Genomic DNA, 24867 nt, shown 5'->3' on the forward strand with positions numbered 1-24867 from the left:
ATATTCAGGAGAAAACGTGACAAAAATCCGCCAGTTATGTTTAGTCAGTGTGTTGCTGACAAGCGGGATTGCCAGCGCGGCGAATGTCCGTTTGCAGGTTGAGGGGTTATCCGGGGCGCTGGAAAAAAACGTGCGTGCGCAGTTGTCGACCATCCAGAGTGATGAGGTGACGCCGGACCGGCGTTTTCGCGCGCGCGTGGATGACGCCATCCGTGAAGGGCTGAAAGCGCTGGGGTATTACGAACCCACCATTGATTTCGATCTTCGCCCGCCGCCAAAGAAGGGGCGTCAGGTCCTTATTGCCCGCGTTTCGCCGGGTGAGCCGGTACTGATTGGCGGCACGAACGTTATCCTGCGCGGCGGGGCGCGTACCGACCGGGATTACCTGGACCTGCTCAGCACGCGGCCGAAAATCGGTACCGTGCTTAACCACGGTGACTACGACCATTTCAAAAAAGAGCTGACGAACGTTTCCCTGCGTAAGGGCTACTTCGACAGCCAGTTCAATAAAAGCCAACTGGGGATTGCGCTGGATCGGCGTCAGGCCTTCTGGGATATCGACTACGACAGCGGAGAACGCTACCGCTTTGGCGATGTGACGTTTGAAGGTTCGCAAATTCGTGAAGAATACCTGCAAAACCTCGTGCCGTTCAAAAAAGGGGATTACTACCAGTCGAGAGACCTGGCGGAACTGAACCGTCGTCTTTCCGCTACCGGCTGGTTTAACTCCGTGGTTGTCGCACCGGAATTTGATAAGTCTCGCAAAACGAAGGTGTTGCCGCTGCATGGCGTTGTCTCGCCGCGCACCGAGAACACCATTGAGACCGGTGTTGGCTACTCGACGGATGTTGGACCACGCGTGAGAACCTCGTGGAAAAAGCCGTGGATGAACTCGTACGGTCACAGCCTGACCACCAGCCTGAGCCTCTCTGCGCCCGAGCAGCAGCTGGATTTCAGCTACAAAATGCCGCTGCTGAAAAACCCGCTTGAGCAATATTACCTTGTGCAGGGCGGTTTTAAGCGCACCGACTTGAACGACACCAAGCAGGATTCTACGACCCTTGCGGTCTCCCGCTTCTGGGATCTCTCCAGCGGCTGGCAGCGCGCCATTAACCTGCGCTGGAGCCTGGACCACTTTACCCAGGCCAACGTCACCAATACCACCATGCTGCTTTATCCTGGCGTGATGATCAGCCGTACCCGCTCGCGCGGCGGCCTGATGCCGACCTGGGGCGACTCGCAGCGCTACTCCATTGATTATTCCAACTCCGCCTGGGGCTCCGACGTGGACTTCTCCGTCCTGCAGGCGCAAAACGTCTGGATCCGCACGCTGTATGACAAACACCGCTTTGTGATGCGCGGCAATCTCGGCTGGATTGAAACGGGCGACTTCGAGCGCGTTCCGCCGGATCTGCGCTTCTTCGCCGGGGGCGACCGCAGCATTCGTGGGTATAAGTACAAATCGATCTCACCTGAGAACGAAAAGGGCCAGTTGACCGGTGCGTCAAAACTGGCGACCGGATCGCTGGAGTATCAGTACAACGTCAGCGGAAAGTGGTGGGGCGCCATGTTTGTTGACGGTGGCGAAGCGGTGAACGATATCCGCCGCAGCGACTTTAAAACCGGCGCGGGCGTGGGCGTACGCTGGCAGTCACCCGTCGGGCCCATCAAGCTCGACTTCGCCGTGCCTGTCGGTGACAAAGAAGAGCACGGATTACAGTTTTACATCGGTCTGGGGCCTGAATTATGAGTTTATGGAAGAAAATAAGCCTCGGGGTGCTGATTTTTATCGTGCTGCTGCTCGGTACGGTGGCGTTTCTGGTGGGAACGACGACCGGGCTGCATCTGCTGTTTAACGCCGCGAACCGCTGGGTGCCTGGGCTGGAGATTGGCCAGGTAACGGGCGGCTGGCGCGATCTGCGTCTGAAGAATATCCGCTACGAGCAGCCGGGCGTGGCGGTGAACGCCGGGGAGTTCCACCTGGCGGTGAAGCTGGGCTGCCTGCGCGACAGCAAGCTCTGCGTCAACGATCTGTCGCTAAAAGACGTCAAAGTGGCGATAGATTCGAAAAAAATGCCGAAGTCTGCGCCGGTCGAGGAAGAGGACAGCGGCCCGCTGAATCTCTCCACGCCGTACCCGATCGCGCTCTATCGGGTCGCGCTCGATAACGTCAATATCAAAATCGACGACACTACCGTGTCCGTGATGGATTTCACCTCCGGCCTGCGCTGGCAGGAGAAAAACCTTACCCTGACGCCGACGTCCCTGCAGGGCTTGCTGATCGCGTTGCCGAAGGTGGCCGACGTGGCGCAGGAAGAGATCGTCGAGCCGAAGATCCAGAACCCGCAGCCGGAAGAAAAGCCGCTGGGCGAAACGCTGAAAGATCTCTTCTCGAAGCCTGTCCTGCCGGAAATGACCGACGTTCATCTGCCGCTGAACCTTAATATCGAGGAGTTCAAAGGCGAGCAGCTGCGCCTGACCGGCGATACCGATCTGACGGTCTATAACATGCTGCTGAAAGTCAGCAGCATTGACGGCAACATGAAGCTCGACGCGCTGGATATCGACACCAACCAGGGCTCGGTGAATGCGTCAGGGAATGCCCTGCTGCGCGATAACTGGCCGGTGGACATCACGCTTAACAGTGCCCTCAACATCGATCCGCTGAAAGGCGAAAAGGTGAAGGTCAAAGTGGGCGGTGCGCTGCGCGATAAGCTGGATGTCGGGGTGAATCTCTCCGGCCCGGTGGACATGGTCCTGCGCGCGCAAACGCAGCTGGCGGAAGCCGGGCTGCCGCTCAATCTGGAGGTTGTCAGCAAGCAGCTTTACTGGCCGTTCACCGGCGAAAAGCAGTTCCAGGCCGATGATCTGAAGCTGAAGCTGAGCGGCAAGATGACCGACTACACGCTCTCGTTCCGCACCGCGGTGAAGGGGCAGGGCGTGCCGCCTGCGAATATCACGCTGGATGCGAAGGGCAACGAACAGCAGGTCAACCTCGACAAGCTGACCGTCGCGGCGCTGGAAGGCAAAACCGAGCTGACCGCGCTGCTCGACTGGCAGCAGGCGATCAGCTGGCGCGGCGAGCTGAAGCTGACGGGCATTAACACCGCCAAAGAGGTACCGGACTGGCCGTCGAAGCTGGATGGCCTGATTAAAACCCGCGGCAGCCTGTACGGCGGTACGTGGCAGATGGACGTGCCGGAAATCAAGCTCACCGGGAACGTGAAGCAGAACAAGGTTAACGTTGAAGGCTCGGTGAAAGGCAACAGCTATCTGCAGTGGGTTATCCCGGGGCTGCACGTGGCGCTGGGCCGCAACACGGCGGATATCAAAGGCGAGCTGGGGGTGAAAGATCTCAATCTGGACGCCACCATCGACGCGCCGAATCTGGATAACGCCCTGCCGGGGCTGGGCGGCACGGCGAAAGGTCTCGTGAAAGTGCGCGGTACGGTGGAGGCACCGCAGCTGCTGGCGGACATTACCGCCAATAACCTGCGCTGGCAGGAGCTGAGCGTTGCCCGCGTCCGCGTGGAAGGGGATGTGAAATCCACCGATCAGATCGGCGGTAGCCTGAACCTGCGCGTGGAGCGCATTTCTCAGCCGGACGTGAACATTAACCTGGTCACCCTGGACGCCAAAGGGAACGAGAAACAGCACGACCTCCAGCTGCGCGTGCAGGGCGAGCCGGTCTCCGGCCAGCTTCACCTTACCGGCAGCTTCGACCGCAAGGAAGAACGCTGGAAAGGGACGCTGGATAACACGCGTTTCAATACGCCGGTCGGGCCGCTGGCGCTCTCGCGATCCATTGCCCTCGACTACCGCAACGCCGAGCAGAAGATAAGCATTGGGCCACACTGCTGGACCAACCCGAATGCGGAGCTGTGCGTGCCGCAGACCATCGATGCGGGTGCGGAAGGGCGCGCGCAGATCAACCTCAACCGCTTCGATCTGGCGATGCTGAAGCCGTTTATGCCGGATACGACCCAGGCCAGCGGCGTCTTCAGCGGGAAAGCCGATGTGGCCTGGGACACCACCAAAGAGGGACTGCCGCAGGGCAGCGTCACGCTGTCCGGGCGTAACGTGAAGGTGACGCAGGAGGTCAACGACGCGCCGCTGCCGGTGGCGTTCGACACCCTGAACCTGAGTGCCGATCTGCATAACAATCGCGCACAGCTGGGGTGGACGATCCGCCTGACCAACAACGGTCAGCTGGACGGGCAGGTCCAGATTACCGATCCGCAGGGACGGCGTAATCTGGGCGGCAACGTCAACATCCGTAACTTCAACCTGGCGATGGTGAACCCGATTTTCGCGCGCGGGGAAAAAGCGGAGGGCATGCTGAACGCTAACCTGCGCCTGGCCGGTAACGTGCAAAGCCCGCAGCTGTTCGGTCAGATGCGGCTCAGCGGCGTGGATATCGACGGTAACTTCATGCCGTTTGACATGCAGCCCAGCCAGATCGCGATGAACTTCAACGGTATGAGCTCGACGCTGAGCGGCTCGGTATTGACGCAGCAAGGGCAAATCAACCTGAGCGGCGACGCGGACTGGAGCCAGCTCGACAACTGGCGCGCCCGAATTGCCGCGAAGGGCAGCAAGGTGCGCATCACCGTACCGCCGATGGTGCGCCTGGACGTCTCGCCTGATGTGGTCTTTGAAGCCACGCCAAGCCTCTTCACGCTTGACGGACGCGTCGACGTGCCGTGGGCGCGCATCGTGGTTCACGACGTGCCGGAAAGCGCGGTCGGCGTCTCAAGTGATGAAGTGATGCTCAATGAAAATCTGAAACCTGTCGAACAGAAGAGCGCGGGCATACCGATCAATAGTAACCTCATCGTGCACGTGGGAAATAACGTGCGGTTGAATGCGTTTGGGCTGAAGGCGAGGCTGACGGGCGATCTGAAAGTCGCGCAGGATAAACAGGGGCTTGGCCTGAACGGGCAGATCACTATCCCTGAAGGGCGTTTCCACGCCTATGGTCAGGATCTGATTGTGCGCAAAGGCGAGCTGCTGTTCTCCGGCCCACCGGATCAGCCCCTGCTGAATATCGAGGCGATTCGTAACCCGGAAGCGACGGAAGATGACGTCATTGCTGGCGTTCGCGTCACCGGTTCCGCCGACGAACCGAAGGCGGAGATCTTCTCTGACCCGGCGATGTCGCAGCAGGAAGCCCTCTCTTATCTGCTGCGTGGACAAGGTCTGAACAGCGGACAAAGCGACAGTGCGGCGATGACCTCGATGTTAGTGGGTCTGGGGGTTGCACAAAGTGGGCAGGTTGTGGGTAAAATCGGCGAGACGTTCGGCGTAAGCAATCTGGCGCTGGACACCCAGGGCGTGGGTGACTCCTCGCAGGTGGTGGTCAGCGGCTATGTACTGCCGGGTCTGCAGGTAAAATATGGTGTGGGGATCTTTGACTCACTGGCAACTCTCACGTTACGCTATCGCCTGATGCCCAAGCTATATCTGGAAGCAGTGTCCGGCGTAGACCAGGCACTTGATCTGCTCTATCAGTTTGAGTTTTAGCAATGCGAATATTTGTCTACGGCAGTTTACGAACCAAGCAAGGCAACAGTCACTGGATGACCAATGCCCTGCTGCTGGGGAATTACAATATCGAGAACTACCAGTTGTACAGCCTGGGCCACTATCCAGGCGCGGTTCCGGGCGAAGGAACAGTACAGGGTGAAGTCTATCGTATTGATAACGCGACGCTTGCCGAACTTGATGCCTTGCGCACCAGGGGCGGTGAATACGCACGCCAGTTGATCCAGACGCCGTACGGAAGTGCGTGGATGTACGTCTACCAGCGTCCGGTCGAAGGGTTAACGCGGATTGTAAGCGGTAACTGGTTAGACAGAGACCAGTACTGAAAAAAACAACGCCACCGTGAGGTGTCGTTGTTTTTTTTATTTCTTCAACTCTCTTCTGTATCCCGGCGTCGGGTTAAAAACAGAGGAACGAACAGCATGATGTACGGGGCAATAAGCCATAAAAAACACAAGGCGCGTGAACGGCCATAGTAGTTTATGCACCGCGTATTGCTTGAAATGACGGGCAGGAAAAACAGTAAAAACAGCAGAATCACATAATCGCTTCGATAAGGGATCCATAAGTAAAACAAAAACCAGGCAAGCTGGAATGTCATGATGCAGAGATACTGCCATTTACTGTCTTTACCGTAACAGTCAAACGCCTTTATGTAGCCCATCTTTATGCTTTGAAGAAAGAAACTTAGCATGTATAACGCTCACGATCGCGACGGTCAGGAGTTCATGTGTTTTTTAAAGGCATAAAAAAGCCCCGACTCGCGGGGCTTTCATCAATCGGCAGTAAGAATTACTTCTTAGCAGCGCGTTCGAAAGAGGCGATGATTTCTGCTTTCGCCGCTTCTGCGTTGTCCCAGCCGTCAACTTTAACCCACTTGCCTTTTTCGAGGTCTTTGTAGTGCTCGAAGAAGTGAGTGATCTGCGCTTTCAGCAGCTCTGGCAGGTCGTTCACATCTTTGATGTGATCGTACTCTTTGCTCAGTTTGGTGTGCGGTACCGCAACCAGCTTCGCATCTTCACCGGATTCGTCGGTCATTTTCAGCACGCCAACTGGACGGCAGCGAATGACGGAGCCTGGCTCCAGTGGGTATGGCGTTGGGACCAGCACGTCAACCGGGTCACCGTCCAGAGACAGGGTGTGGTTGATGTAACCGTAGTTGCACGGATAGAACATCGCGGTAGACATGAAACGGTCTACGAACAGGGCGCCGCTCTCTTTGTCCACTTCGTATTTGATCGGATCTGCGTTAGCCGGGATTTCGATAACTACGTAGATGTCTTCTGGCAGTTCTTTACCCGCTGGGACGTTGAGTAAGCTCATGTCGGTGTCCTTTAAAATGGATGGTAAACAAGTGGCAGGTATTATAGCCAACTCGCGCTGAATGTCTCCGCCTGTTTTCGCTTTCTCTCCCCGCTTTCTCCACTTTTCAGACCGATTCCATGACAGAAAAATCCATAAACTCAGCCGCATTTTTCATGGCGAAATGAAAGCGATTACAAACTTGTGATTAACGTTTTATTCACTTTTCTGAAGTGTGATGTAACGCAATTCGTTACATATTTCATGGGCTATAGTCATTTCGCAGAACATCTTTTAACCAACAATAAACACCCCTACGAGGACGCTCATATGTGGAAGCGCTTACTTCTTGTCACAGCAGTTTCGGCAGCCATGTCGTCTATGGCGATGGCCGCTCCCTTAACCGTAGGTTTTTCGCAGGTCGGCTCTGAATCTGGCTGGCGAGCGGCAGAAACCAACGTTGCGAAAAGCGAGGCTCAGAAACGCGGCATTACCCTGAAAATCGCCGATGGTCAGCAAAAACAAGAGAATCAGATCAAAGCCGTGCGCTCCTTTATCGCCCAGGGCGTGGATGCCATCTTTATTGCACCCGTCGTGGCGACCGGCTGGGAACCCGTCCTGAAGGAAGCGAAAGACGCTGAGATCCCGGTCTTCCTGCTCGACCGTTCCATCGACGTCAAAGACAAATCCCTCTATATGACCACCGTGACCGCCAACAACGTGCTTGAAGGGCAATTGATTGGCGACTGGCTGGTGAAACAGGTCGACGGCAAGCCGTGTAACGTCGTTGAGCTGCAGGGCACCGTCGGCGCGAGCGTGGCCATCGACCGTAAAAAAGGCTTTGCTGAGGCCATCGCTAAAGCGCCAAACATCAAGATTATCCGTTCTCAGTCCGGCGACTTTACGCGCAGTAAAGGTAAAGAGGTCATGGAGAGCTTCATCAAGGCTGAAAACAACGGCAAGAACATCTGCATGGTTTACGCCCACAACGATGACATGGTGATCGGTGCGATTCAGGCGATTAAAGAAGCGGGCCTGAAGCCGGGCAAAGATATCCTCACCGGCTCTATCGACGGCGTGCCGGACATCTACAAAGCGATGATCGACGGCGAAGCCAACGCCAGCGTGGAGCTGACGCCAAACATGGCGGGTCCGGCATTCGACGCGCTGGAGAAATTCAAGAAAGACGGCACGATGCCTGAGAAGGTGACGGTCACCAAGTCCACGCTCTACCTGCCTGATACGGCGAAAGAAGAGTTAGAGAAGAAGAAAAATATGGGCTACTAAGACCCGCGCCCCTCACCCCAGCCCTCTCCCCGGAGGGGAGAGGGAGAAAGGCAGGGCGGAGCTGGATATTAACAATTGGCACGATCAATCCCCTCTCCCCTCCGGGGAGAGGGTCAGGGTGAGGGGGAAAACCATGACCACTGAACAACACCAGGAAATCCTCCGCACAGAGGGCTTAAGCAAATTCTTCCCCGGCGTAAAGGCGCTGGATAACGTTGATTTCAGCCTGCGGCGCGGTGAGATCATGGCGCTGCTGGGCGAGAACGGCGCGGGAAAATCGACGCTGATTAAATCCCTGACCGGCGTTTATCACGCCGATCGCGGCACCATCTGGCTGGAAGGCAACGCCATTTCGCCGAAAAATACCGCCCATGCCCAGCAGCTGGGGATCGGGACGGTGTACCAGGAAGTAAACCTGCTGCCGAATATGTCGGTGGCGGATAATCTGTTTATTGGCCGTGAGCCGCGACGTTTTGGCCTGCTGCGCCGCAAAGAGATGGAGGCGCGGGCGACAAAGCTGATGGAATCGTACGGCTTCTCCCTCGACGTCCGCGAGCCGCTGAACCGCTTTTCCGTGGCGATGCAGCAGATCGTCGCCATTTGTCGCGCGATCGATCTCTCGGCAAAGGTGCTGATCCTCGACGAACCCACCGCCAGCCTCGATACCCAGGAAGTTGAGATGCTCTTCACCCTGATGCGCCAGCTGCGCGATCAGGGCGTCAGCCTGATCTTCGTTACCCACTTCCTCGATCAGGTATATGAGGTAAGCGATCGCATCACGGTGCTGCGCAACGGCAGCTTTGTCGGCTGCCGCGAAACCCGCGAGCTGCCGCAGATCGAACTGGTGAAAATGATGCTGGGCCGCGAGCTGGAAACCAACGCCCTTCAGCGCGCCGGGCGCACGCTGCTCAGCGAGAAACCGGTCGCCGCGTTCAGCGATTACGGTAAGAAAGGGGTGATCTCGCCGTTTAATCTGGAAGTCCGCCCTGGCGAAATTGTCGGGCTGGCGGGCCTGCTGGGCTCCGGCCGGACCGAAACCGCCGAGGTGATATTCGGAATCAAGCCGGCCGACAGCGGCACCGCGCTGATCAAGGGCAAACCGCAAACCCTGCGATCCCCGCATCAGGCCTCCTGTCTGGGCGTCGGCTTCTGCCCGGAAGATCGGAAAACGGACGGCATTATTGCCGCGGCTTCGGTGCGGGAAAATATCATTCTGGCGCTGCAGGCCCAGCGCGGCTGGCTGCGCCCGATCCCCCGTAAAGAGCAAAACGCCATTGCCGAGCGCTTTATCCGTCAGCTCGGCATCCGCACGCCGAGCGCGGAACAGCCTATTGAGTTCCTCTCCGGCGGCAACCAGCAGAAGGTGCTGCTGTCTCGCTGGCTGCTGACCAAACCCCAGTTCCTGATCCTCGATGAACCAACCCGCGGCATTGACGTGGGGGCGCACGCCGAAATTATCCGGCTTATCGAAACCCTGTGCGCGGACGGTCTGGCGCTGCTGGTTATTTCGTCCGAGCTGGAAGAGCTGGTGGGCTATGCCGATCGCGTCATCATCATGCGCGATCGCAAACAGGTGGCAGAGATCCCGCTGGATAAGCTGTCCGTTCCGGCGATCATGAATGCCATCGCGGCATAAGGAGTAAATCGTGATGCCCCGTTCGCTTTCGCAAACCGGTGAGTCTAAGCGCCGCTTCAGCTGGCCAACCGGCACGCCGCAAATCGCAGCGCTGCTGGTGGTGCTGCTGGTTGATAGCCTGGTCGCGCCGCATTTTTTCCAGATTATCGTGCAGGATGGCCGCCTGTTTGGCAGCCCGATAGACATTCTAAACCGTGCCGCGCCCGTGGCGCTGCTGGCCATCGGGATGACGCTGGTCATCGCCACCGGCGGGATTGACCTTTCCGTCGGCGCGGTGATGGCTATCGCCGGGGCCACGGCAGCCTCCATGACCGTGGCCGGACACAGCCTGCCGGTGGTACTGCTGGCGGCCTTAGGCACCGGCGTGCTGGCAGGATTATGGAACGGCATTCTGGTGGCGGTGCTGAAAATTCAGCCCTTTGTCGCCACCCTTATCTTAATGGTGGCCGGGCGCGGCGTGGCGCAGCTGATTACCTCCGGGCAGATTGTCACCTTTAACTCCCCGAGCCTGGCGTGGCTCGGGAGCGGCAACCTTCTGTTCTTCCCGACGCCGGTGATCGTTGCCCTGGTCACGCTCGTTGTCTTCTGGCTTTTCACCCGCAAAACGGCGCTGGGCATGTTCATTGAAGCCGTCGGGATCAACATCCGCGCCGCGCGCAACGCCGGGGTCAACACCCGCCTGATGGTGATGCTGACCTACGTGCTGAGCGGCGTCTGCGCCGCCATCGCCGGGGTCATCGTCGCGGCGGATATTCGCGGGGCCGATGCCAACAACGCGGGGCTCTGGCTGGAGCTGGACGCGATCCTCGCGGTGGTGATCGGCGGTGGATCGCTGATGGGCGGGCGCTTTAACCTGCTGCTCTCGGTGATTGGCGCGCTGATCATTCAGGGAATGAACACCGGGATCCTGCTTTCGGGGTTCCAGCCGGAACTCAACCAGGTGGTGAAAGCGGTGGTCGTGCTCTGCGTGCTGATCGTCCAGTCGCCGCGCTTTGTCAGCATCATTAAGGGGATCCGTGGCCATGATAAAACGTAATTTACCGTTGATGATCACGCTGGGCGTGTTTGTGCTGGGGTATCTCTACTGCCTCACCCAATTCCCCGGTTTTGCCTCGACCCGCGTGATTTGCAATATCCTGACCGATAACGCCTTTTTAGGCATCATCGCTGTCGGGATGACCTTTGTGATCCTCTCCGGCGGAATCGATCTCTCCGTCGGGTCGGTGATCGCGTTCACGGGCGTGTTCCTCGCGAAGGCGATCGGCTTCTGGGGGATCTCTCCGCTGGTGGCGTTTCCGCTGGTGCTGGCGATGGGCTGCGCGTTTGGCGCCTTTATGGGGCTGCTGATCGACGCGTTAAAAATCCCGGCGTTTATCATTACCCTCGCGGGAATGTTCTTCCTGCGCGGGGTGAGCTATCTGGTCTCGGAAGAGTCGATTCCGATCAACCATCCGGTGTACGACACGCTCTCCAGCCTGGCGTGGAAAATTCCCGGCGGCGGCCGCCTGAGCGCGATGGGGCTGCTGATGCTGGGCGTGGTGGTGATTGGCATCTTCCTCGCCCATCGTACCCGGTTTGGCAATCAGGTTTACGCCATCGGCGGTAGCGCCACGTCGGCAAACCTGATGGGGATCTCCACCCGCAGCACCACCATCCGCATCTATATGCTCTCGACCGGCCTGGCGACGCTGGCGGGTATCGTCTTCTCGGTGTATACCCAGGCGGGCTATGCCCTTGCAGGCGTGGGCGTGGAGCTGGATGCGATTGCTTCTGTGGTCATCGGCGGCACGCTGCTGAGCGGCGGGGTCGGTACGGTGCTGGGGACGCTGTTCGGCGTGGCTATCCAGGGGCTGATACAAACCTATATCAACTTTGACGGCACGCTCAGCTCCTGGTGGACGAAGATCGCCATCGGCATTCTGCTGTTTATTTTTATTGCCCTGCAGCGGGGGCTGACGGTGCTCTGGGAGAACCGCCAAAGCTCACCTGTTACCCGCGTAAACACATCGGTAACAGAGCGATAACACGCTGAATTTGCTTAAAGTCTAAACATTTTCCGGTAGCGGCCGATACTCTTTTTTTATGCCCAGAAATATCTCGCTACCGGAAATAATATCATGCTTAAAACGCTATCGATTCGTACCGGCTTGCTCTCTTTACTGGCCGTTATGACCCTTCTGCTGCTGATTGTCAGCGGCATTGGCATTTATGCCCTCACACAGAGTTCTTCTTCACTGCAGCGTATTAATCACCTTCAGGGTGAGCAGATGGTGCAGCTTAATTCAGGCTATACGCTGATCCTGCGCGCGCGCAATGAGGCGGGCCAGGCCGTCCGCATGATGGAAATCGGCATGCTGGACGATGCGGCCAAAGCGGTAAAAAACATCAATCAGGAAGTTGCCTTGGCCCAGAAAACGCTGAAAGGCGTGATCGACGGCGGCGTGGCTGACGAGCAGGGGCAACAGCTGCTCGATAAAGTGGCGGCCAGCCTGGCGACGTATAGCCAGCAGGGGATTAACCCGATGTTGAAAACCCTGAACGACCAGAGCGCGGACGGGTATTACGATTTGCTGGAGAAGACGCTGATCCCGGTGGCAAAACAGTTTGATAACGATATGCAGGCGTTTCAGAAATGGAGCGAAGCGCGTGGTCAGGCGGAAGTGAGTGCCGTGCAGGCGAGTAAAACCCGCGTGCTGATCCTGATTATCGTCGCAGCGCTGCTGACGGCGGGCATTATCGTGCTCGCGTGGCTGGTGCTGCGCCATATGCTGCTCAAGCCGCTCTCTGCATCGATCGCTCAGCTGGAGAACGTGGCGGCGGGGGATTTAACCCATACGCTGAATGCCCCCGCGAGCCAGGAGTTTAACCGCCTCAACGCGGTGATAGAGGAGATGCGGCAGTCGCTGATGAACTCGGTTATGCGGGTACGCGACGCCAGCTCGCAAATTGACACCGGTAGCCGCGAGCTGACGCTGGGAAACCGCGATCTTGCCGAGCGTACGGAATCCACCGCCACGTCGCTGGAGCAGACGGCGGCCAGCATGGAACAGATCACCGCGACGGTGAAGCTCAACGCCGATAACGCCGAGCAGGCGCACCAGCTGGCGAAGTCGGTGTCCGACACGGCCGATCACGGCAGCGAAATGGTCTGCTACGTGATTGAAAAAATGCGCGATATCTCGGGCAGCTCGGCGCGCATCGCCGACATCCTGAGCGTGATCGACGGTATTGCCTTCCAGACCAATATTCTGGCGCTTAACGCCTCCGTGGAAGCGGCGCGCGCGGGCGAGCAGGGGCGCGGGTTTGCCGTCGTCGCGGGCGAAGTGCGAAACCTTGCCAGCCGCAGCGCCGACGCGGCGAAAGAGATCCGATCGCTTATCAGTGATTCGCAGACCCACGTTAACGAGGGCAGCGAGCTGGCCCAGCAGGCCGGCGAAACGATGGACGAAATCGCAACTGAAGTGCTGCGCATGACCAAACTGATGCGTGAGATTGCGACCGCGTCTCAGGAGCAGAGCCGCGGTATTGAGCAGGTGAATATTGCGGTGAATCAGATGGACGAAACCGCGCAGCAGAATGCCGCGCTGGTGCAGCAATCCTCCGCCGCGACCCGCTCTCTTGAGGAGCAGTCGCGTCAGCTGATGGAAGCCATGTCATCATTCAAAGTGACGACTCAGACCGCTGCATAATATTACCCAGCCCCGGTACGTTCTGTGCCGGGGTTTTATTTTTTCCGGAATTAACTGCCGCAATATTATCGTGAATTTCACCCATTAATATTTCCAGTGAGCTGGTTAAGGCTAACGCCTTTTCCGTCGGTTCAAGATATAAACCTTTGCGGAAAAATAACGGTTCATCAAAGAGTTGATTAAAACGCTTTAGGGCCAGACTCACCGCCGGACGTGACATCTCCAGACGCAAAGAGGCTTTAGCCATGCTGCCGCAGCGGACGATTTCAATAAATACAGGGATAAGATTTAAATCAATGCCGGTATTAGCACGGGAATAATTGTTCATTGCGATTCTGCTCCACGAAATATCTGTCAAACTGTTATGGAAATAATGCAGGAGCAGTGGTGAATATTAAAGCATGTTTTTTATAAACACTTATACGGTAAAATATATAAATGAACAGGGGAGCCAGAACGGCTCCCCTGTAGAGAGGCATTACGCGTCCGGGTACTCACGGATAAAACGTTCAACGTCTTCAACCATGTGGTTGTTGCCGACGAAGAATGAACGGCGCTGGTGAAGGCTTTCCGGCACGATATCCAGAATACGCTCTTTACCGTCGCTCGCCTTGCCGCCCGCCTGTTCGGCGAGGAACGCCATCGGGTTGCACTCGTACAGCAGGCGCAGCTTCCCGTCCGGGTGGCTGGCGGTGCTTGGGTAGAGGTAGATACCGCCTTTCAGCAGGTTACGGTGGAAATCCGCGACCAGAGAGCCAATATAGCGGGACGTGTACGGGCGCTGGGTCGCTTTATCTTCTTCCTGGCAGAATTTAATGTACTTCTTCACGCCGTTCGGGAAGCGGATGTAGTTGCCTTCGTTGATGGAGTAGGTGTTGCCCTTCTCCGGGAAGCGCATGCGTTCCTGGCTCAGGCAGAAAACGCCCAGTGAAGGATCGTACGTAAAGGCGTGAACTCCGCAGCCGGTGGTGTACACCAGCATGGTGGAGGAGCCATAAACGACGTAACCGGCAGCAACCTGGTTAATGCCCGGCTGCAGGAAATCTTCTTCGGTTACCGGCGTGCCAACAGGCGTGACGCGGCGGTAGATGGAGAAAATGGTACCGACAGAAACGTTAACGTCGATGTTTGAGGAGCCGTCGAGCGGATCCATCAGAACAACGTATTTAGCGTGTTCACACCCTTCGAAAACAACAATTTCATCTTCTTCTTCAGAGGCGATACCCGCAACGATGTCGCGCGCGCGCAGTGCAGCTTTCAATTTTTCATTTGCGAACAGATCGAGCTTCTGTTGAACCTCGCCCTGAACGTTCTCGGCACCGCTGGCACCCAGGATATCGACCAGACCGGCCTTGTTGATATCGCGGTGGATGATCTTAGCGCCCAGCTTTATTGCCGACAGCAAAGCAGTGAGTTCACCGGTAGCATGAGAGAACTCGTGCTGCTTTTCGACAATAAATTCACCTAACGTTTTCATAACACTTTCCCTGCATCTTTGTGAGTAGAGCGATTGTATGTTCACTAAAACGACTAAAGCCCAACAATCTTAACAAACATTCAAATATTAGCGCAGAGGTGAATCGCGCCAGCAACATACGGATTTACCTGAAATGCGTTTCACAGCCGCTAACATGTGAGTAAAATGTGCGCCACATTGAAGAAGGATAGTGACGTATGCGCATTCATATATTGGGGATTTGTGGCACTTTCATGGGCGGACTGGCAATGCTGGCGCGCTCGCTGGGCCATGAAGTGACAGGTTCGGACGCCAATGTGTATCCGCCAATGAGCACACTTCTGGAGAAACAGGGCATCTCGTTAATTCAGGGCTACGATGCCAGCCAGCTGGATCCCGAGCCGGACCTGGTGATCATCGGCAACGCCATGACCCGCGGCAATCCGTGCGTCGAGGCGGTTCTGGAACGCAATATTCCGTTCATGTCCGGCCCGCAGTGGCTGCATGACTTCGTCCTGCGCGACCGCTGGGTGGTTGCCGTTGCCGGTACCCATGGCAAAACCACGACCGCGGGCATGGCGACCTGGATCCTCGAAGCCTGCGGCTACAAGCCGGGCTTCGTGATTGGCGGCGTACCGGGTAATTTCGACGTTTCTGCGCGTCTGGGTGACAGCCCGTTCTTTGTGATCGAAGCCGACGAATACGACTGCGCGTTCTTCGACAAACGCTCCAAGTTTGTGCATTACTGCCCGCGCACGCTGATCCTCAACAACCTTGAGTTCGACCACGCGGATATTTTTGACGACCTGAAAGCGATCCAGAAACAGTTCCACCACCTGGTGCGCATTGTTCCGGGCCAGGGGCGCATCATCCTGCCGGAGAACGACATCAACCTGAAGCAGACGATGGCGATGGGCTGCTGGAGCGAGCAGGAGCTGGTGGGCGAGCAGGGCCACTGGCAGGCGAAGAAACTCAACGCCGATGCCTCCGAGTGGGAGGTGCTGCTCGACGGTGAAAAAGTGGGTGAGGTGAAGTGGGGCCTGGTGGGTGAGCACAACATGCACAACGGCCTGATGGCTATTGCTGCGGCGCGTCACGTGGGCGTACTGCCTGCGGATGCGGCCAATGCGCTGGGCTCGTTCATTAACGCCCGTCGCCGTCTGGAACTGCGCGGTGAAGCCCACGGCGTTACCGTGTATGACGATTTCGCGCACCACCCAACGGCCATTCTGGCAACGCTTGCCGCCCTGCGCGGCAAGGTCGGCGGGACAGCCCGCATCCTCGCGGTGCTGGAACCGCGCTCGAACACCATGAAGATGGGCATCTGCAAAGATGATCTCGCGCCGTCGTTAGGACGTGCCGATGAGGTCTTCCTGCTGCAGCCGCAGCATATTCCGTGGCAGGTGGCCGAAGTGGCCGATGCCTGCATTCAGCCTGCGCACTGGAGCGCGGATGTGGATGCGCTCGCGGATATGGTGGTGAAAGCCGCACAGCCTGGCGACCACATTCTGGTGATGAGCAACGGCGGTTTTGGTGGGATCCATCAGAAGCTGCTGGACGGTCTGGCGAAGAAAGCGGAAGCGGCAGCCGCAGAGTAAAAAAAAGCCCGGTGGCGCTTGCGCTTACCGGGCCTACTTTCTTTTCTCCCTCGCCCCTACGGGGTGAGGGGAACAGATTACTCTTCGTTCTCAGACAGCTCGCGCAGATACTGGAAAATCAGGCGCGCAGACTTCGGCGGCTTATTCCCTTCTTTCTCTTTCTGCGCGTTGCGGATCAAGGAACGCAGCTGCTGGCGGTCGGCATCCGGCCACAGGTTCAGCACTTCCGGTACGGCGTCATCACCCTGTTCAATCAGGCGATCGCGGATCTGCTCAAGCTTGTGGAAAAACGCAACCTGCTGGTTGTGGCGGTTTTTCAGCTTGTCCAGCGCCTGGCGGATCGGATCGACGTCGCGCTGACGCAGCATTTTCCCGATAAGCTGAAGCTGGCGACGACGGCCTTCTTTCTTGATTTTCTGTGCCAGTTCAATGGCATCACGCAGATCCTGGTCGAGCGGGATCTTGTCCAGCGCGTTTTTACCCAGTTCTACCATTTCTGCGCCAAGCTGTTTTAACTCTTCGGCGTCACGTTTAATTTCACTTTTACTGACCCAGATGATCTCATCATCTTCGTCTTCGATGTCATCACCGGGAACGTCGTCGAGCCAGTCTTCGGGCTGCTTAGTCATGTCAGGCTCCTTAAAAAAAGAGGCTAATGTTACCAGTTAAGACGCGCACTGAAAAACGGTTCTCTGTTAGACTTCAGATAACTCTCTCTTACAGTATGGCATTTGCGATGAAAGTAACCTCACAAGTTGAAGCGCAGCGTAAGATTCTTGAAGAAGCCGTCTCCACCGCGCTGATGCTTGCTTCAGAAAAATCAGATGGCGCCGAAGTGGCGGTCAGCAAAACCACCGGCATCAGCGTGAGCACCCGCTATGGTGAAGTGGAGAACGTAGAATTCAACAGCGATGGCGCGCTTGGGATCACGGTGTATCACCAGAACCGCAAAGGCAGCGCGTCATCTACCGATCTCAGCCCGGATGCCATTGCCCGCACGGTGCAGGCGGCGCTGGATATCGCCCGTTATACCTCTCCGGATCCTTACGCAGGCGTGGCGGATAAAGACCTGCTGGCGTTTGACGCGCCGGATCTCGATCTTTTCCACCCGGCGGAAGTAACCCCGGACGAAGCGATCGAACTGGCCGCGCGCGCCGAGCAGGCTTCCCTGCAGGCGGATAAGCGCATCACCAATACAGAAGGCGGCAGCTTCAACAGCCATTACGGCATCAAAGTCTTCGGCAACAGCCACGGCATGCTGCAGGGCTACTGCTCTACCCGTCATTCGCTCTCCAGCTGCGTGATCGCCGAAGAGAACGGTGACATGGAGCGTGACTACGCCTACACCATTGGCCGCGCGCTGGGGGACTTGCAGTCTCCTGAGTGGGTGGGTAAGGAGTGTGCCGAACGCACGCTGTCACGCCTGTCGCCGCGTAAACTCTCCACCATGAAGGCCCCGGTCATTTTTGCTAACGAAGTGGCGACCGGTCTGTTTGGCCATCTGGTGGGCGCTATCGCAGGCGGCTCGGTTTACCGTAAATCGACCTTCCTGCTCGACTCGCTGGGCAAGCAGATCCTGCCGGAATGGCTCACCATTGAAGAACATCCGCATCTGCTGAAGGGGCTGGCCTCCACGCCGTTCGACAGCGAAGGCGTGCGCACCGAACGTCGCGATATCATCAAAGACGGTATTCTGACCCAGTGGCTGCTGACCAACTACTCCGCGCGCAAGCTGGGGCTGAAAAGCACCGGACACGCTGGCGGCATCCACAACTGGCGCATTGCCGGACAGGGCCTGAACTTTGAGCAGATGCTGAAAGAGATGGGCACTGGTCTGGTGGTCACCGAGCTGATGGGCCAGGGCGTAAGCGGCATTACCGGAGACTACTCGCGCGGCGCGGCGGGCTTCTGGGTGGAAAACGGCGAAATTCAGTATCCGGTGAGCGAAATTACCATCGCTGGCAACCTGAAGGACATGTGGCGCAATATCGTTACGGTCGGTAACGATATTGAAACACGTAGCAATATACAGTGTGGTTCTGTACTTCTGCCGGAAATGAAAATCGCCGGTCAGTAATACCCGTAAAGGCGTTTTAATAATAAAAAAGGAAGTGAGCAATGCGTAAACATCTGTTAGCGATCGTCGCGGCTTCAACGCTGGTTCTTGGCTCTTCTGCGTTTGCTGCCGATCTTGAAGACGACATGGGCATCCTCGGTCAAAACCTGAAGGTGGTGCAGAAAACCGACAATGCGGCTGAAATGAAAGACGCGCTGACCAAAATGCGTGAAGCGGCGCTGGACGCACAAAAAGCGACGCCTCCGAAGCTGGAAAGCAAAGCGGCAGACAGCGCAGAAATGAAAGACTACCGCCACGGCTTTGACGTGCTGGTCGGCCAGATCGACGGCGCGCTGAAGCTGGCTAACGAAGGCAAAGTGAAGGAAGCCCAGGCGGCGGCCGAGCAGTTTGTGACGACCCGTAATACCTACCACAAGAAATACCGTTAACCGATCGCGCATCTGACAAACAACCAGCGGGGGCCAGCGGCCCCCGTTTTTTTTACGCGGTAATAAGTAAACCCTATCGCCATCACATTTTTGCGTCACCGCGCCTGAACGTTTCGTTTCCCCGGCGCGCGTTTTGCCGCTGGAATACGTGATATTCATCACGCAAATACCGTCATTAATTCAGATTCACCGCATTTATGTGGCACAGATCACTGCTGCGGCTCGCCTTTCCACTTCGAAGTGGAAAACAACTCGCTACAAACAATTCCCCCCCAACGTTAGTTTTATTCCAGAGCCATTAACGGGGTAAGACCAGTGATTAACGGAGCGGTAATGAACGACGTTGGGGAACAGGCGGAGCAAACAGAACAGCTCGCGAACACCATGCTGCAGCAGGTTTATGCCCTGCTGGCCCGAAACAACATCATCCCCAATGCGGTACAGGAGCAGATGCTCACCTCCCACGTGCGCGCAATGGCGCACCGGTCCGTGACCGGCGAGCCGCTGCCGGAGGTTGAAACAGAGCTGTTTGACGAAATTTCACCGGATTCAATGCGGCTCGCCCGTGAAGTGGTCGCGCAGTTTGGCAATCTTCCTGATGAAGAAGCCTGGCTGCTCTCCGTTCACTTTGAAGTCGCGAAAGACAACCTTTAAGGAGCAACACATGGAACAGATTACAGTCGTGATTGGCGATCGCCTGGGTAAAGGTCAGAAAGTGGCTGCCGGTGTGGAAAAAGCAGGTGGACGCGCGGTGGTTGTACCGGGCATGGCGGCAGACATGAAGCTCGGCGACGTGATGAAAGCGGAAAACGCCACCTTCGGCATCTCCTTCTGCGGCAGCGGCGGCGCGGGTGCCATCACTGCCCAAACCAAATATGGCTACAAGGCCAAATACGGCATGCGTTCCGTGGAAGAGGGCGTGACCGCCATCAACGAAGGCTGCAACGTGCTGGGCTTCGGCTTTATGGATAAAGAAGAGCTGGGCGAGCGTCTGGTGCAGGCGTGGCAGAAGAAATACGGCGCATAAGCATGAAAGAACAGTTCACAACCACGGTGAGAGTGAAGGGCAAAGGCGACGCCAAAGCGCGCGCCTTTGCCGACGCGCTCAACCACGTTCAGGCCGCGGTGATGAAAGCCTCACCGCATATCTTACTGCGTATTGAGCCACAGGATGTGCAGGTCGTTCAGGCGCAAGAAGCGGTGCGAAAAGAAGCGTTTCTGTTCTTCTTTCTGCGCCGGGAAAGACGCACCTACAGCGTGGAGCTGGATGTGACCGTCAACGTGACCGCTATCAATCTTGACCAGGTGGATTTCGTCACGCAACGCTGATTATTCATAAAAGGGCAGACTGATGTTCTTAATTATATTAATAAAATCGCTCATCATTGGCGGCCTGGTTGGCGTCGGTGTTGGCGCCGGGGCTGCACGCATGTTTCATGCGCCTACCACTCAGGGTATGGGCGCGTTTCGTACGTTGGGGGAACTGAACTCCTGTGAAGGGGATCCGGCCTCCCACTTCTCCTTTGGGTTAGGTTTCTTCTTTAACGCCTGGGCCTCTTCCGTGGCCGCAGGGGCTTTCACACAGGACGTTGACCACCGCATCATCCCGAACTGGGGTGCTGCTGCGCTGATGATCAAAAACCGTAACGTCGGCGAAACGCTGCACGACCCGCGCAAAATGGCAATTGCCTGCGGCGTGATTGGCATGCTCGTCGTCACCTTCCTGAACCTGACCGCCTCCTCCGTGCCGGCAGCGCTTCAGGTCACCGCCGTGAAGGTGCTGGTACCGGCGGCAAACCTGCTGGTCAACACCGTCATGCCGGTGATCTTCTGGCTGGCGGCCATCGACGCGGGTAAAAAATCGGGCTTCTGGGCCACCATCTTTGGCGGCGCGGCGCAGCTGATTATGGGGAACGCCGTACCGGGCCTGGTGCTGGGGATCCTGATCGGGAAAGGCGTGGAAGAGAGCGGCTGGAACCACGTCACCAAAGTGATGATGGCGGCGATCGTCCTGCTCTTCGTGCTGAGCGGCTTCTTCCGCGGCTTCGACATGAAGATGATCGAATCCTTCCATCTGACCGTGCCGAACTGGCTCGACATGATCCACAACTCGCTCAGCGGTAAATAACAGGAGCCTCTAAATGGAACAGAATAAAGGTTTTTGGTATGCCGACTGGTCGTTCCCGATCTTCGTTGGCCTGCTCTCCTCCGGCGTTTTCGCCGGGACGCACATGTACTACCTCTACGGCATCGGCGCGTTTAACGAAGTGGCCTTCGTGGCGATGCTGAAAGCGGGGATCGATACCGGGGTTTACGGCGCGGTGGCGGCGTTCGGCGCGAGCTTCCTGTTCGCCCGCATTATCGAAGGGTCGCTGGTGGGTATTCTCGACATCGGCGGCGCGATCCAGACCGGCGTGGGCCTCGGGGTTCCTGCGCTGCTGCTGGGCGCGGGCATCATGTTCCCGGTGACCAACTTCATTGCCGCGCTGATTACCGGCCTGGTGATTGGTCTGGCGATTGGCTACGTCATCATCCTGGCGCGTAAGTTCACCATCAACCAGAGCAACTCCACCTACGGTGCAGACGTGATGATGGGCGCGGGTAACGCCTCCGGCCGCTTCCTCGGGCCGTTGATTATCCTCAGCGCCATGACCGCCTCCATTCCTATCGGCGTCGGTTCCCTGCTGGGTGCGCTGGTGTTCTACATCTGGCAGAAGCCGATCACCGGTGGCGCGATCCTCGGCGCAATGCTGTTGGGCTGGCTGTTCCCGGTCGCCCTTTAATACCCGCGGGCGCTCAGGCGCCCGCCTTATCAGGAGATCCTCATGTTTGATTTACTCCTGCGCCGTGCGCGCCTTGCCGACGATACCCTGACCGATATCGCCATTCAGGACGGGAAGATCGCGGCGCTGGGCGAGATTGACGCCCCCGCGCATAAAACGGTTGAGCTGAACGGCGACGTGTTCGTCAGCGCAGGCTGGATTGACTCCCACGTTCACTGCTACCCGAACTCCCCGATTTACCACGACGAGCCGGACAGCGTGGGCATTGCCACCGGCGTCACCTCCGTGGTGGACGCGGGCAGTACCGGTGCCGACGACGTGGACGATTTCTATGACATCACCCGCAGGGCCTCTACCGAGGTGTTTGCCCTGCTGAACATCTCCCGCGTGGGGCTGATTGCCCAGAACGAACTGGCCAACATGGCGAATATTGACGCCGACGCGGTGAAGCAGGCGGTGAAGCGCCACCCTGATTTTATCGTCGGCCTGAAGGCGCGCATGAGCAGCAGCGTGGTCGGTGAAAACGGCATCACGCCGCTGGAGCGCGCGAAAGCCATTCAGAAAGAGAACGGCGACCTGCCGCTGATGGTGCACATCGGCAACAACCCGCCGAACCTCGACGAAATTGCCGAGCTGCTGAGCTCCGGCGACATCATCACCCACTGCTACAACGGCAAGCCCAACCGCATTCTGACGCCCTCCGGCGAGCTGCGCGCCTCCATCACCTCCGCCCTGAAGCGCGGCGTGCGTCTGGACGTCGGCCACGGCACGGCGAGCTTCAGCTTTGAGGTGGCGAAACGCGCCATCGCGATGGGCATTCTGCCGCACACCATCAGCTCGGATATCTACTGCCGCAACCGCATCAACGGCCCGGTGGGCTCGCTGGCAAGCGTGATGTCGAAGTTTCTCGCCATCGGCATGTCCTTGCCGCAGGTGATTGCCTGCGTGACCGCCAACGCCGCCGACGGCCTGCGCCTGGCGCGCAAGGGCCGCATCCAGCCGGGTCTCGACGCCGACCTGACGCTGTTCACAATTAAACGCCAGCCGACGGTGCTGACGGACGCCGAAAACGACAGCCTGCAGGCTGAACACATTCTGGTGCCGCTTGCCGCGATCCGCGCGGGCAAGGGCTACATGACCGAACAAGGGAGCACGGAACATGCCTTCGATTTATGAGAAGTACCATTTAAAGCAGGTTATCAACACCTCTGGCCGCATGACGGCGCTGGGCGTCTCCACGCCGCGCCCGGAAGTGGTGCAGGCGGCGATGGACGGCATGAATCACTATTTCGAGATGAAGGATCTGGTCAATAAAACCGGGGAGTACATCGCGAAGCTGCTGGATGTGGAAGGCGCGACGGTGGTTTCCTGCGCGTCGGCGGGCATAGCCCAGTCCGTGGCGGCGGTGCTGGTCAAAGACAGCGACTGGCTGCTGGAAAACCTGCACGTGACCCCGATTGAGAACAACGAAATCGTCCTGCCGAAAGGCCACAACGTGAACTTTGGCGCGCCGGTGGGCACCATGGTGGCGCTGGGCGGCGGCAAGCTGGTGGAGGCGGGCTACGCCAACGAATGCTCCGCCGATCAGCTGGCGGCGGCGATCACCCCGCGCACGGCGGCGATCCTCTACATCAAATCGCACCACTGCGTGCAGAAAAGCATGCTCAGCGTCGAGCAGGCGGCGGTGGTGGCGCGCAAGCACGATCTCCCGCTGATCGTCGATGCGGCGGCGGAAGAAGATCTGCACGCGTACTACCGATCCGGTGCCGATCTGGTGATCTACAGCGGCGCGAAGGCGATTGAAGGCCCAACCAGCGGGCTGGTGATCGGCAAAACCCAGTACGTTGAGTGGGTGAAGCGCCAGACCGCGGGCATTGGCCGCGCGATGAAGGTGGGCAAAGAGGGCATTCTTGGCCTGACCTGCGCCATCGAACACTACCTGACGGCGACCAAAGAGAGCGGGGCCGAGATGGTGGCGAAGATGACGCCGTTTATCGAGGCGCTCAACACCCTCAACGGCGTGACCGCGCGCGTGGTCTGGGACAGCGCCGGTCGCGATATCGCGCGCACCGAGATTAAGTTCGACGAAGCCGCAACGGGCGTCGGCACGGGCGATCTGGTGGCGAAGCTCAAGCAGGGCGAATATGCCATTTACTTCCGTGGCTACAAGGCCAACGAAGGGATTATCGAGGCGGACGTGCGCAGCGTGAATGCTGACCAGCTGAACATCGTGTATCGCCGCATTAGCGAAGTATTAGGACAGGAGAAAAAAGCATGAAACTGACCCCCAACTTTTACCGTGACCGCGTCTGCCTGAACGTACTGGCAGGATCGAAAGCCAACGCCAGCGCCATTTACGAGGCGGCGGAAGGTCACGTGCTGGTGGGCGTGCTCTCCAAAAATTACCCGGACGTGGCGAGCGCCGTTGCCGATATGCGTGAATATGCCGCGCTGATCGATAACGCACTCTCCGTCGGCCTCGGCGCGGGGGATCCGAACCAGTCGGCGATGGTGAGCGAGATCTCCCGTCAGGTGCAGCCGCAGCACGTCAACCAGGTCTTCACCGGCGTGGCCACCAGCCGCGCGCTGCTGGGGCAGAATGAGTCGGTGGTCAACGGCCTGGTCTCTCCGACCGGCACCGTGGGGATGGTCAAAATCTCCACCGGACCGCTGAGCAGCAACGCTCCGGACGGCATTGTGCCGGTTGAAACCGCGATTGCCCTGCTGAAGGATTTCGGCGGCAGCTCCATCAAATACTTCCCGATGGGCGGCCTGAAGTGCCGTGACGAGTACAACGCGGTGGCGGAAGCCTGCGCCCGTCACGACTTCTGGCTGGAGCCGACCGGAGGTATCGATCTGGAAAACTATGAGGAGATCCTGCAGATCGCCCTCGACGCGGGCGTGAGCAAAATCATCCCGCATATCTACAGCTCAATTATCGACAAAGCCAGCGGCGACACGCGCCCGGAAGACGTGCGTACGCTGCTTGCGATGACGAAGAAGCTGGTGAAGTAGTATCTGCCCTCACCCTAACCCTCTCCCAAAGGGAGAGGGAACTTTTACCCCC

At 57.9% G+C, this 24867-nt stretch carries 23 protein-coding genes; 19 read left to right on the forward strand and 4 right to left on the reverse strand.

What is annotated here, in order from left to right; translation table 11 throughout:
- Positions 1-16 precede the first annotated feature (16 nt).
- From tamA to UR289_RS19240, 3 genes are read left to right on the forward strand one after another with little or no spacing between them, the layout of a single operon-like run.
- Positions 17-1750, forward strand: a complete 1734-nt coding sequence (gene tamA, locus UR289_RS19230; RefSeq protein WP_039261054.1) for an autotransporter assembly complex protein TamA — start codon at positions 17-19, stop codon at positions 1748-1750.
- Positions 1747-5523: an autotransporter assembly complex protein TamB gene (gene tamB, locus UR289_RS19235; RefSeq protein WP_320711321.1), complete on the forward strand. Its 3777-nt coding sequence runs from the start codon at positions 1747-1749 to the stop codon at positions 5521-5523. The genes tamA and tamB overlap by 4 nt, the downstream gene beginning before the upstream one ends.
- A gap of 2 nt (positions 5524-5525) precedes the next feature.
- Complete coding sequence (locus UR289_RS19240) at positions 5526-5870, forward strand: gamma-glutamylcyclotransferase (protein WP_014830431.1); 345 nt, start codon at positions 5526-5528, stop codon at positions 5868-5870.
- A 466-nt stretch (positions 5871-6336) separates the two neighbouring features.
- On the opposite strand, the gene ppa is transcribed toward UR289_RS19240, so the two are convergent.
- Complete coding sequence (ppa, locus tag UR289_RS19245; protein WP_010427397.1) at positions 6337-6867, reverse strand: inorganic diphosphatase; 531 nt, start codon at positions 6865-6867, stop codon at positions 6337-6339.
- 309 nt (positions 6868-7176) lie between these two features.
- Here ppa and ytfQ point away from each other — a divergent pair, with 309 nt between their 5' ends.
- From ytfQ to UR289_RS19270, 5 genes are all read left to right on the forward strand, one after another.
- Positions 7177-8133 carry a galactofuranose ABC transporter substrate-binding protein YtfQ gene (ytfQ, locus tag UR289_RS19250; protein ID WP_014882271.1) on the forward strand — a complete coding sequence of 319 codons (957 nt, stop codon included), beginning with the start codon at positions 7177-7179 and terminating at the stop codon, positions 8131-8133.
- 133 nt (positions 8134-8266) lie between these two features.
- Complete coding sequence (gene ytfR, locus UR289_RS19255) at positions 8267-9769, forward strand: galactofuranose ABC transporter, ATP-binding protein YtfR (protein ID WP_029741733.1); 1503 nt, start codon at positions 8267-8269, stop codon at positions 9767-9769.
- Between the two features lie 10 nt (positions 9770-9779).
- Entirely contained in the window at positions 9780-10805 is a 1026-nt protein-coding gene (gene ytfT / locus UR289_RS19260; protein WP_320711324.1) for a galactofuranose ABC transporter, ATP-binding protein YtfT, read from the forward strand.
- Positions 10792-11793, forward strand: a complete 1002-nt coding sequence (gene yjfF, locus UR289_RS19265; RefSeq protein WP_023310175.1) for a galactofuranose ABC transporter, permease protein YjfF — start codon at positions 10792-10794, stop codon at positions 11791-11793. The genes ytfT and yjfF overlap by 14 nt, the downstream gene beginning before the upstream one ends.
- Positions 11794-11886: 93 nt before the next feature.
- Positions 11887-13458 carry a methyl-accepting chemotaxis protein gene (locus tag UR289_RS19270; RefSeq protein ID WP_033144491.1) on the forward strand — a complete coding sequence of 524 codons (1572 nt, stop codon included), beginning with the start codon at positions 11887-11889 and terminating at the stop codon, positions 13456-13458.
- Here UR289_RS19270 and UR289_RS19275 read toward each other — a convergent pair.
- Entirely contained in the window at positions 13430-13786 is a 357-nt protein-coding gene (locus tag UR289_RS19275) for a helix-turn-helix domain-containing protein (protein ID WP_033144492.1), read from the reverse strand. The genes UR289_RS19270 and UR289_RS19275 overlap by 29 nt on opposite strands.
- Before the next feature lie 150 nt (positions 13787-13936).
- Positions 13937-14935 carry a class 1 fructose-bisphosphatase gene (fbp, locus tag UR289_RS19280; protein ID WP_023310178.1) on the reverse strand — a complete coding sequence of 333 codons (999 nt, stop codon included), beginning with the start codon at positions 14933-14935 and terminating at the stop codon, positions 13937-13939.
- A gap of 197 nt (positions 14936-15132) precedes the next feature.
- On the opposite strand from fbp, the gene mpl reads away from it, so the two are divergent.
- Positions 15133-16512 carry a UDP-N-acetylmuramate:L-alanyl-gamma-D-glutamyl-meso-diaminopimelate ligase gene (gene mpl / locus UR289_RS19285; protein ID WP_029739256.1) on the forward strand — a complete coding sequence of 460 codons (1380 nt, stop codon included), beginning with the start codon at positions 15133-15135 and terminating at the stop codon, positions 16510-16512.
- Positions 16513-16589: 77 nt separating this feature from the next.
- On the opposite strand, the gene yjgA is transcribed toward mpl, so the two are convergent.
- A complete protein-coding gene (gene yjgA, locus UR289_RS19290; protein WP_029739257.1) occupies positions 16590-17141 on the reverse strand; it encodes a ribosome biogenesis factor YjgA in 552 nt (183 codons plus the stop codon).
- 95 nt (positions 17142-17236) lie between these two features.
- On the opposite strand from yjgA, the gene pmbA reads away from it, so the two are divergent.
- The 10 genes from pmbA to dagF all read left to right on the forward strand — a co-directional run bounded on the left by pmbA (position 17237) and on the right by dagF (position 24815).
- Positions 17237-18589 carry a metalloprotease PmbA gene (pmbA, locus tag UR289_RS19295; protein WP_023310180.1) on the forward strand — a complete coding sequence of 451 codons (1353 nt, stop codon included), beginning with the start codon at positions 17237-17239 and terminating at the stop codon, positions 18587-18589.
- Between the two features lie 41 nt (positions 18590-18630).
- Positions 18631-19017 (forward strand): cytochrome b562, encoded by a 387-nt coding sequence (gene cybC / locus UR289_RS19300; RefSeq protein WP_008501412.1) that lies wholly within the window; start codon positions 18631-18633, stop codon positions 19015-19017.
- Between the two features lie 315 nt (positions 19018-19332).
- Positions 19333-19671 (forward strand): glycine dehydrogenase, encoded by a 339-nt coding sequence (locus UR289_RS19305; protein WP_320711327.1) that lies wholly within the window; start codon positions 19333-19335, stop codon positions 19669-19671.
- Between the two features lie 10 nt (positions 19672-19681).
- Positions 19682-20044, forward strand: coding sequence for an SFCGS family glycine-rich protein (locus tag UR289_RS19310; protein ID WP_023293430.1), 363 nt, complete (start codon positions 19682-19684; stop codon positions 20042-20044).
- A gap of 2 nt (positions 20045-20046) precedes the next feature.
- The gene (locus UR289_RS19315; protein ID WP_006810338.1) at positions 20047-20346 is read left to right on the forward strand and encodes a DUF4312 family protein; all 300 of its coding nucleotides are present in this window, start codon (positions 20047-20049) and stop codon (positions 20344-20346) included.
- Between the two features lie 22 nt (positions 20347-20368).
- Positions 20369-21145, forward strand: a complete 777-nt coding sequence (locus UR289_RS19320) for a DUF4311 domain-containing protein (protein WP_023310182.1) — start codon at positions 20369-20371, stop codon at positions 21143-21145.
- A gap of 13 nt (positions 21146-21158) precedes the next feature.
- Complete coding sequence (locus UR289_RS19325; protein ID WP_023310183.1) at positions 21159-21800, forward strand: DUF4310 family protein; 642 nt, start codon at positions 21159-21161, stop codon at positions 21798-21800.
- A 42-nt stretch (positions 21801-21842) separates the two neighbouring features.
- A complete protein-coding gene (locus tag UR289_RS19330; protein WP_320711330.1) occupies positions 21843-22976 on the forward strand; it encodes an amidohydrolase/deacetylase family metallohydrolase in 1134 nt (377 codons plus the stop codon).
- Positions 22960-24078, forward strand: coding sequence for a DgaE family pyridoxal phosphate-dependent ammonia lyase (locus UR289_RS19335; RefSeq protein ID WP_045888480.1), 1119 nt, complete (start codon positions 22960-22962; stop codon positions 24076-24078). Before UR289_RS19330 ends, UR289_RS19335 begins: the two co-directional genes overlap by 17 nt.
- Positions 24075-24815, forward strand: a complete 741-nt coding sequence (gene dagF, locus UR289_RS19340; RefSeq protein ID WP_033144496.1) for a 2-dehydro-3-deoxy-phosphogluconate aldolase — start codon at positions 24075-24077, stop codon at positions 24813-24815. The genes UR289_RS19335 and dagF overlap by 4 nt, the downstream gene beginning before the upstream one ends.
- Positions 24816-24867 lie beyond the last annotated feature (52 nt).

Origin of the sequence: Enterobacter sp. 302C9, assembly GCF_034106085.1 — a bacterium.
Lineage (GTDB): Bacteria > Pseudomonadota > Gammaproteobacteria > Enterobacterales > Enterobacteriaceae > Enterobacter > Enterobacter asburiae_B.

Bases quoted from the DNA above. Each gene is read 5' to 3' on its own strand.
- dagF (WP_033144496.1), top strand. From the start codon at position 24,075: ATGAAACTGACCCCCAACTTTTACCGTGACCGCGTCTGCCTGAACGTA.
- pmbA (WP_023310180.1), top strand. From the start codon at position 17,237: ATGGCATTTGCGATGAAAGTAACCTCACAAGTTGAAGCGCAGCGTAAG.
- cybC (WP_008501412.1), top strand. From the start codon at position 18,631: ATGCGTAAACATCTGTTAGCGATCGTCGCGGCTTCAACGCTGGTTCTT.
- UR289_RS19315 (WP_006810338.1), top strand. From the start codon at position 20,047: ATGAAAGAACAGTTCACAACCACGGTGAGAGTGAAGGGCAAAGGCGAC.
- UR289_RS19320 (WP_023310182.1), top strand. From the start codon at position 20,369: ATGTTCTTAATTATATTAATAAAATCGCTCATCATTGGCGGCCTGGTT.
- yjgA (WP_029739257.1), bottom strand. From the start codon at position 17,141: ATGACTAAGCAGCCCGAAGACTGGCTCGACGACGTTCCCGGTGATGAC.
- UR289_RS19330 (WP_320711330.1), top strand. From the start codon at position 21,843: ATGTTTGATTTACTCCTGCGCCGTGCGCGCCTTGCCGACGATACCCTG.
- ytfR (WP_029741733.1), top strand. From the start codon at position 8,267: ATGACCACTGAACAACACCAGGAAATCCTCCGCACAGAGGGCTTAAGC.
- UR289_RS19325 (WP_023310183.1), top strand. From the start codon at position 21,159: ATGGAACAGAATAAAGGTTTTTGGTATGCCGACTGGTCGTTCCCGATC.
- ppa (WP_010427397.1), bottom strand. From the start codon at position 6,867: ATGAGCTTACTCAACGTCCCAGCGGGTAAAGAACTGCCAGAAGACATC.
- mpl (WP_029739256.1), top strand. From the start codon at position 15,133: ATGCGCATTCATATATTGGGGATTTGTGGCACTTTCATGGGCGGACTG.
- fbp (WP_023310178.1), bottom strand. From the start codon at position 14,935: ATGAAAACGTTAGGTGAATTTATTGTCGAAAAGCAGCACGAGTTCTCT.
- UR289_RS19270 (WP_033144491.1), top strand. From the start codon at position 11,887: ATGCTTAAAACGCTATCGATTCGTACCGGCTTGCTCTCTTTACTGGCC.
- UR289_RS19240 (WP_014830431.1), top strand. From the start codon at position 5,526: ATGCGAATATTTGTCTACGGCAGTTTACGAACCAAGCAAGGCAACAGT.
- yjfF (WP_023310175.1), top strand. From the start codon at position 10,792: ATGATAAAACGTAATTTACCGTTGATGATCACGCTGGGCGTGTTTGTG.
- UR289_RS19275 (WP_033144492.1), bottom strand. From the start codon at position 13,786: ATGAACAATTATTCCCGTGCTAATACCGGCATTGATTTAAATCTTATC.
- UR289_RS19310 (WP_023293430.1), top strand. From the start codon at position 19,682: ATGGAACAGATTACAGTCGTGATTGGCGATCGCCTGGGTAAAGGTCAG.
- tamB (WP_320711321.1), top strand. From the start codon at position 1,747: ATGAGTTTATGGAAGAAAATAAGCCTCGGGGTGCTGATTTTTATCGTG.
- ytfQ (WP_014882271.1), top strand. From the start codon at position 7,177: ATGTGGAAGCGCTTACTTCTTGTCACAGCAGTTTCGGCAGCCATGTCG.
- UR289_RS19335 (WP_045888480.1), top strand. From the start codon at position 22,960: ATGCCTTCGATTTATGAGAAGTACCATTTAAAGCAGGTTATCAACACC.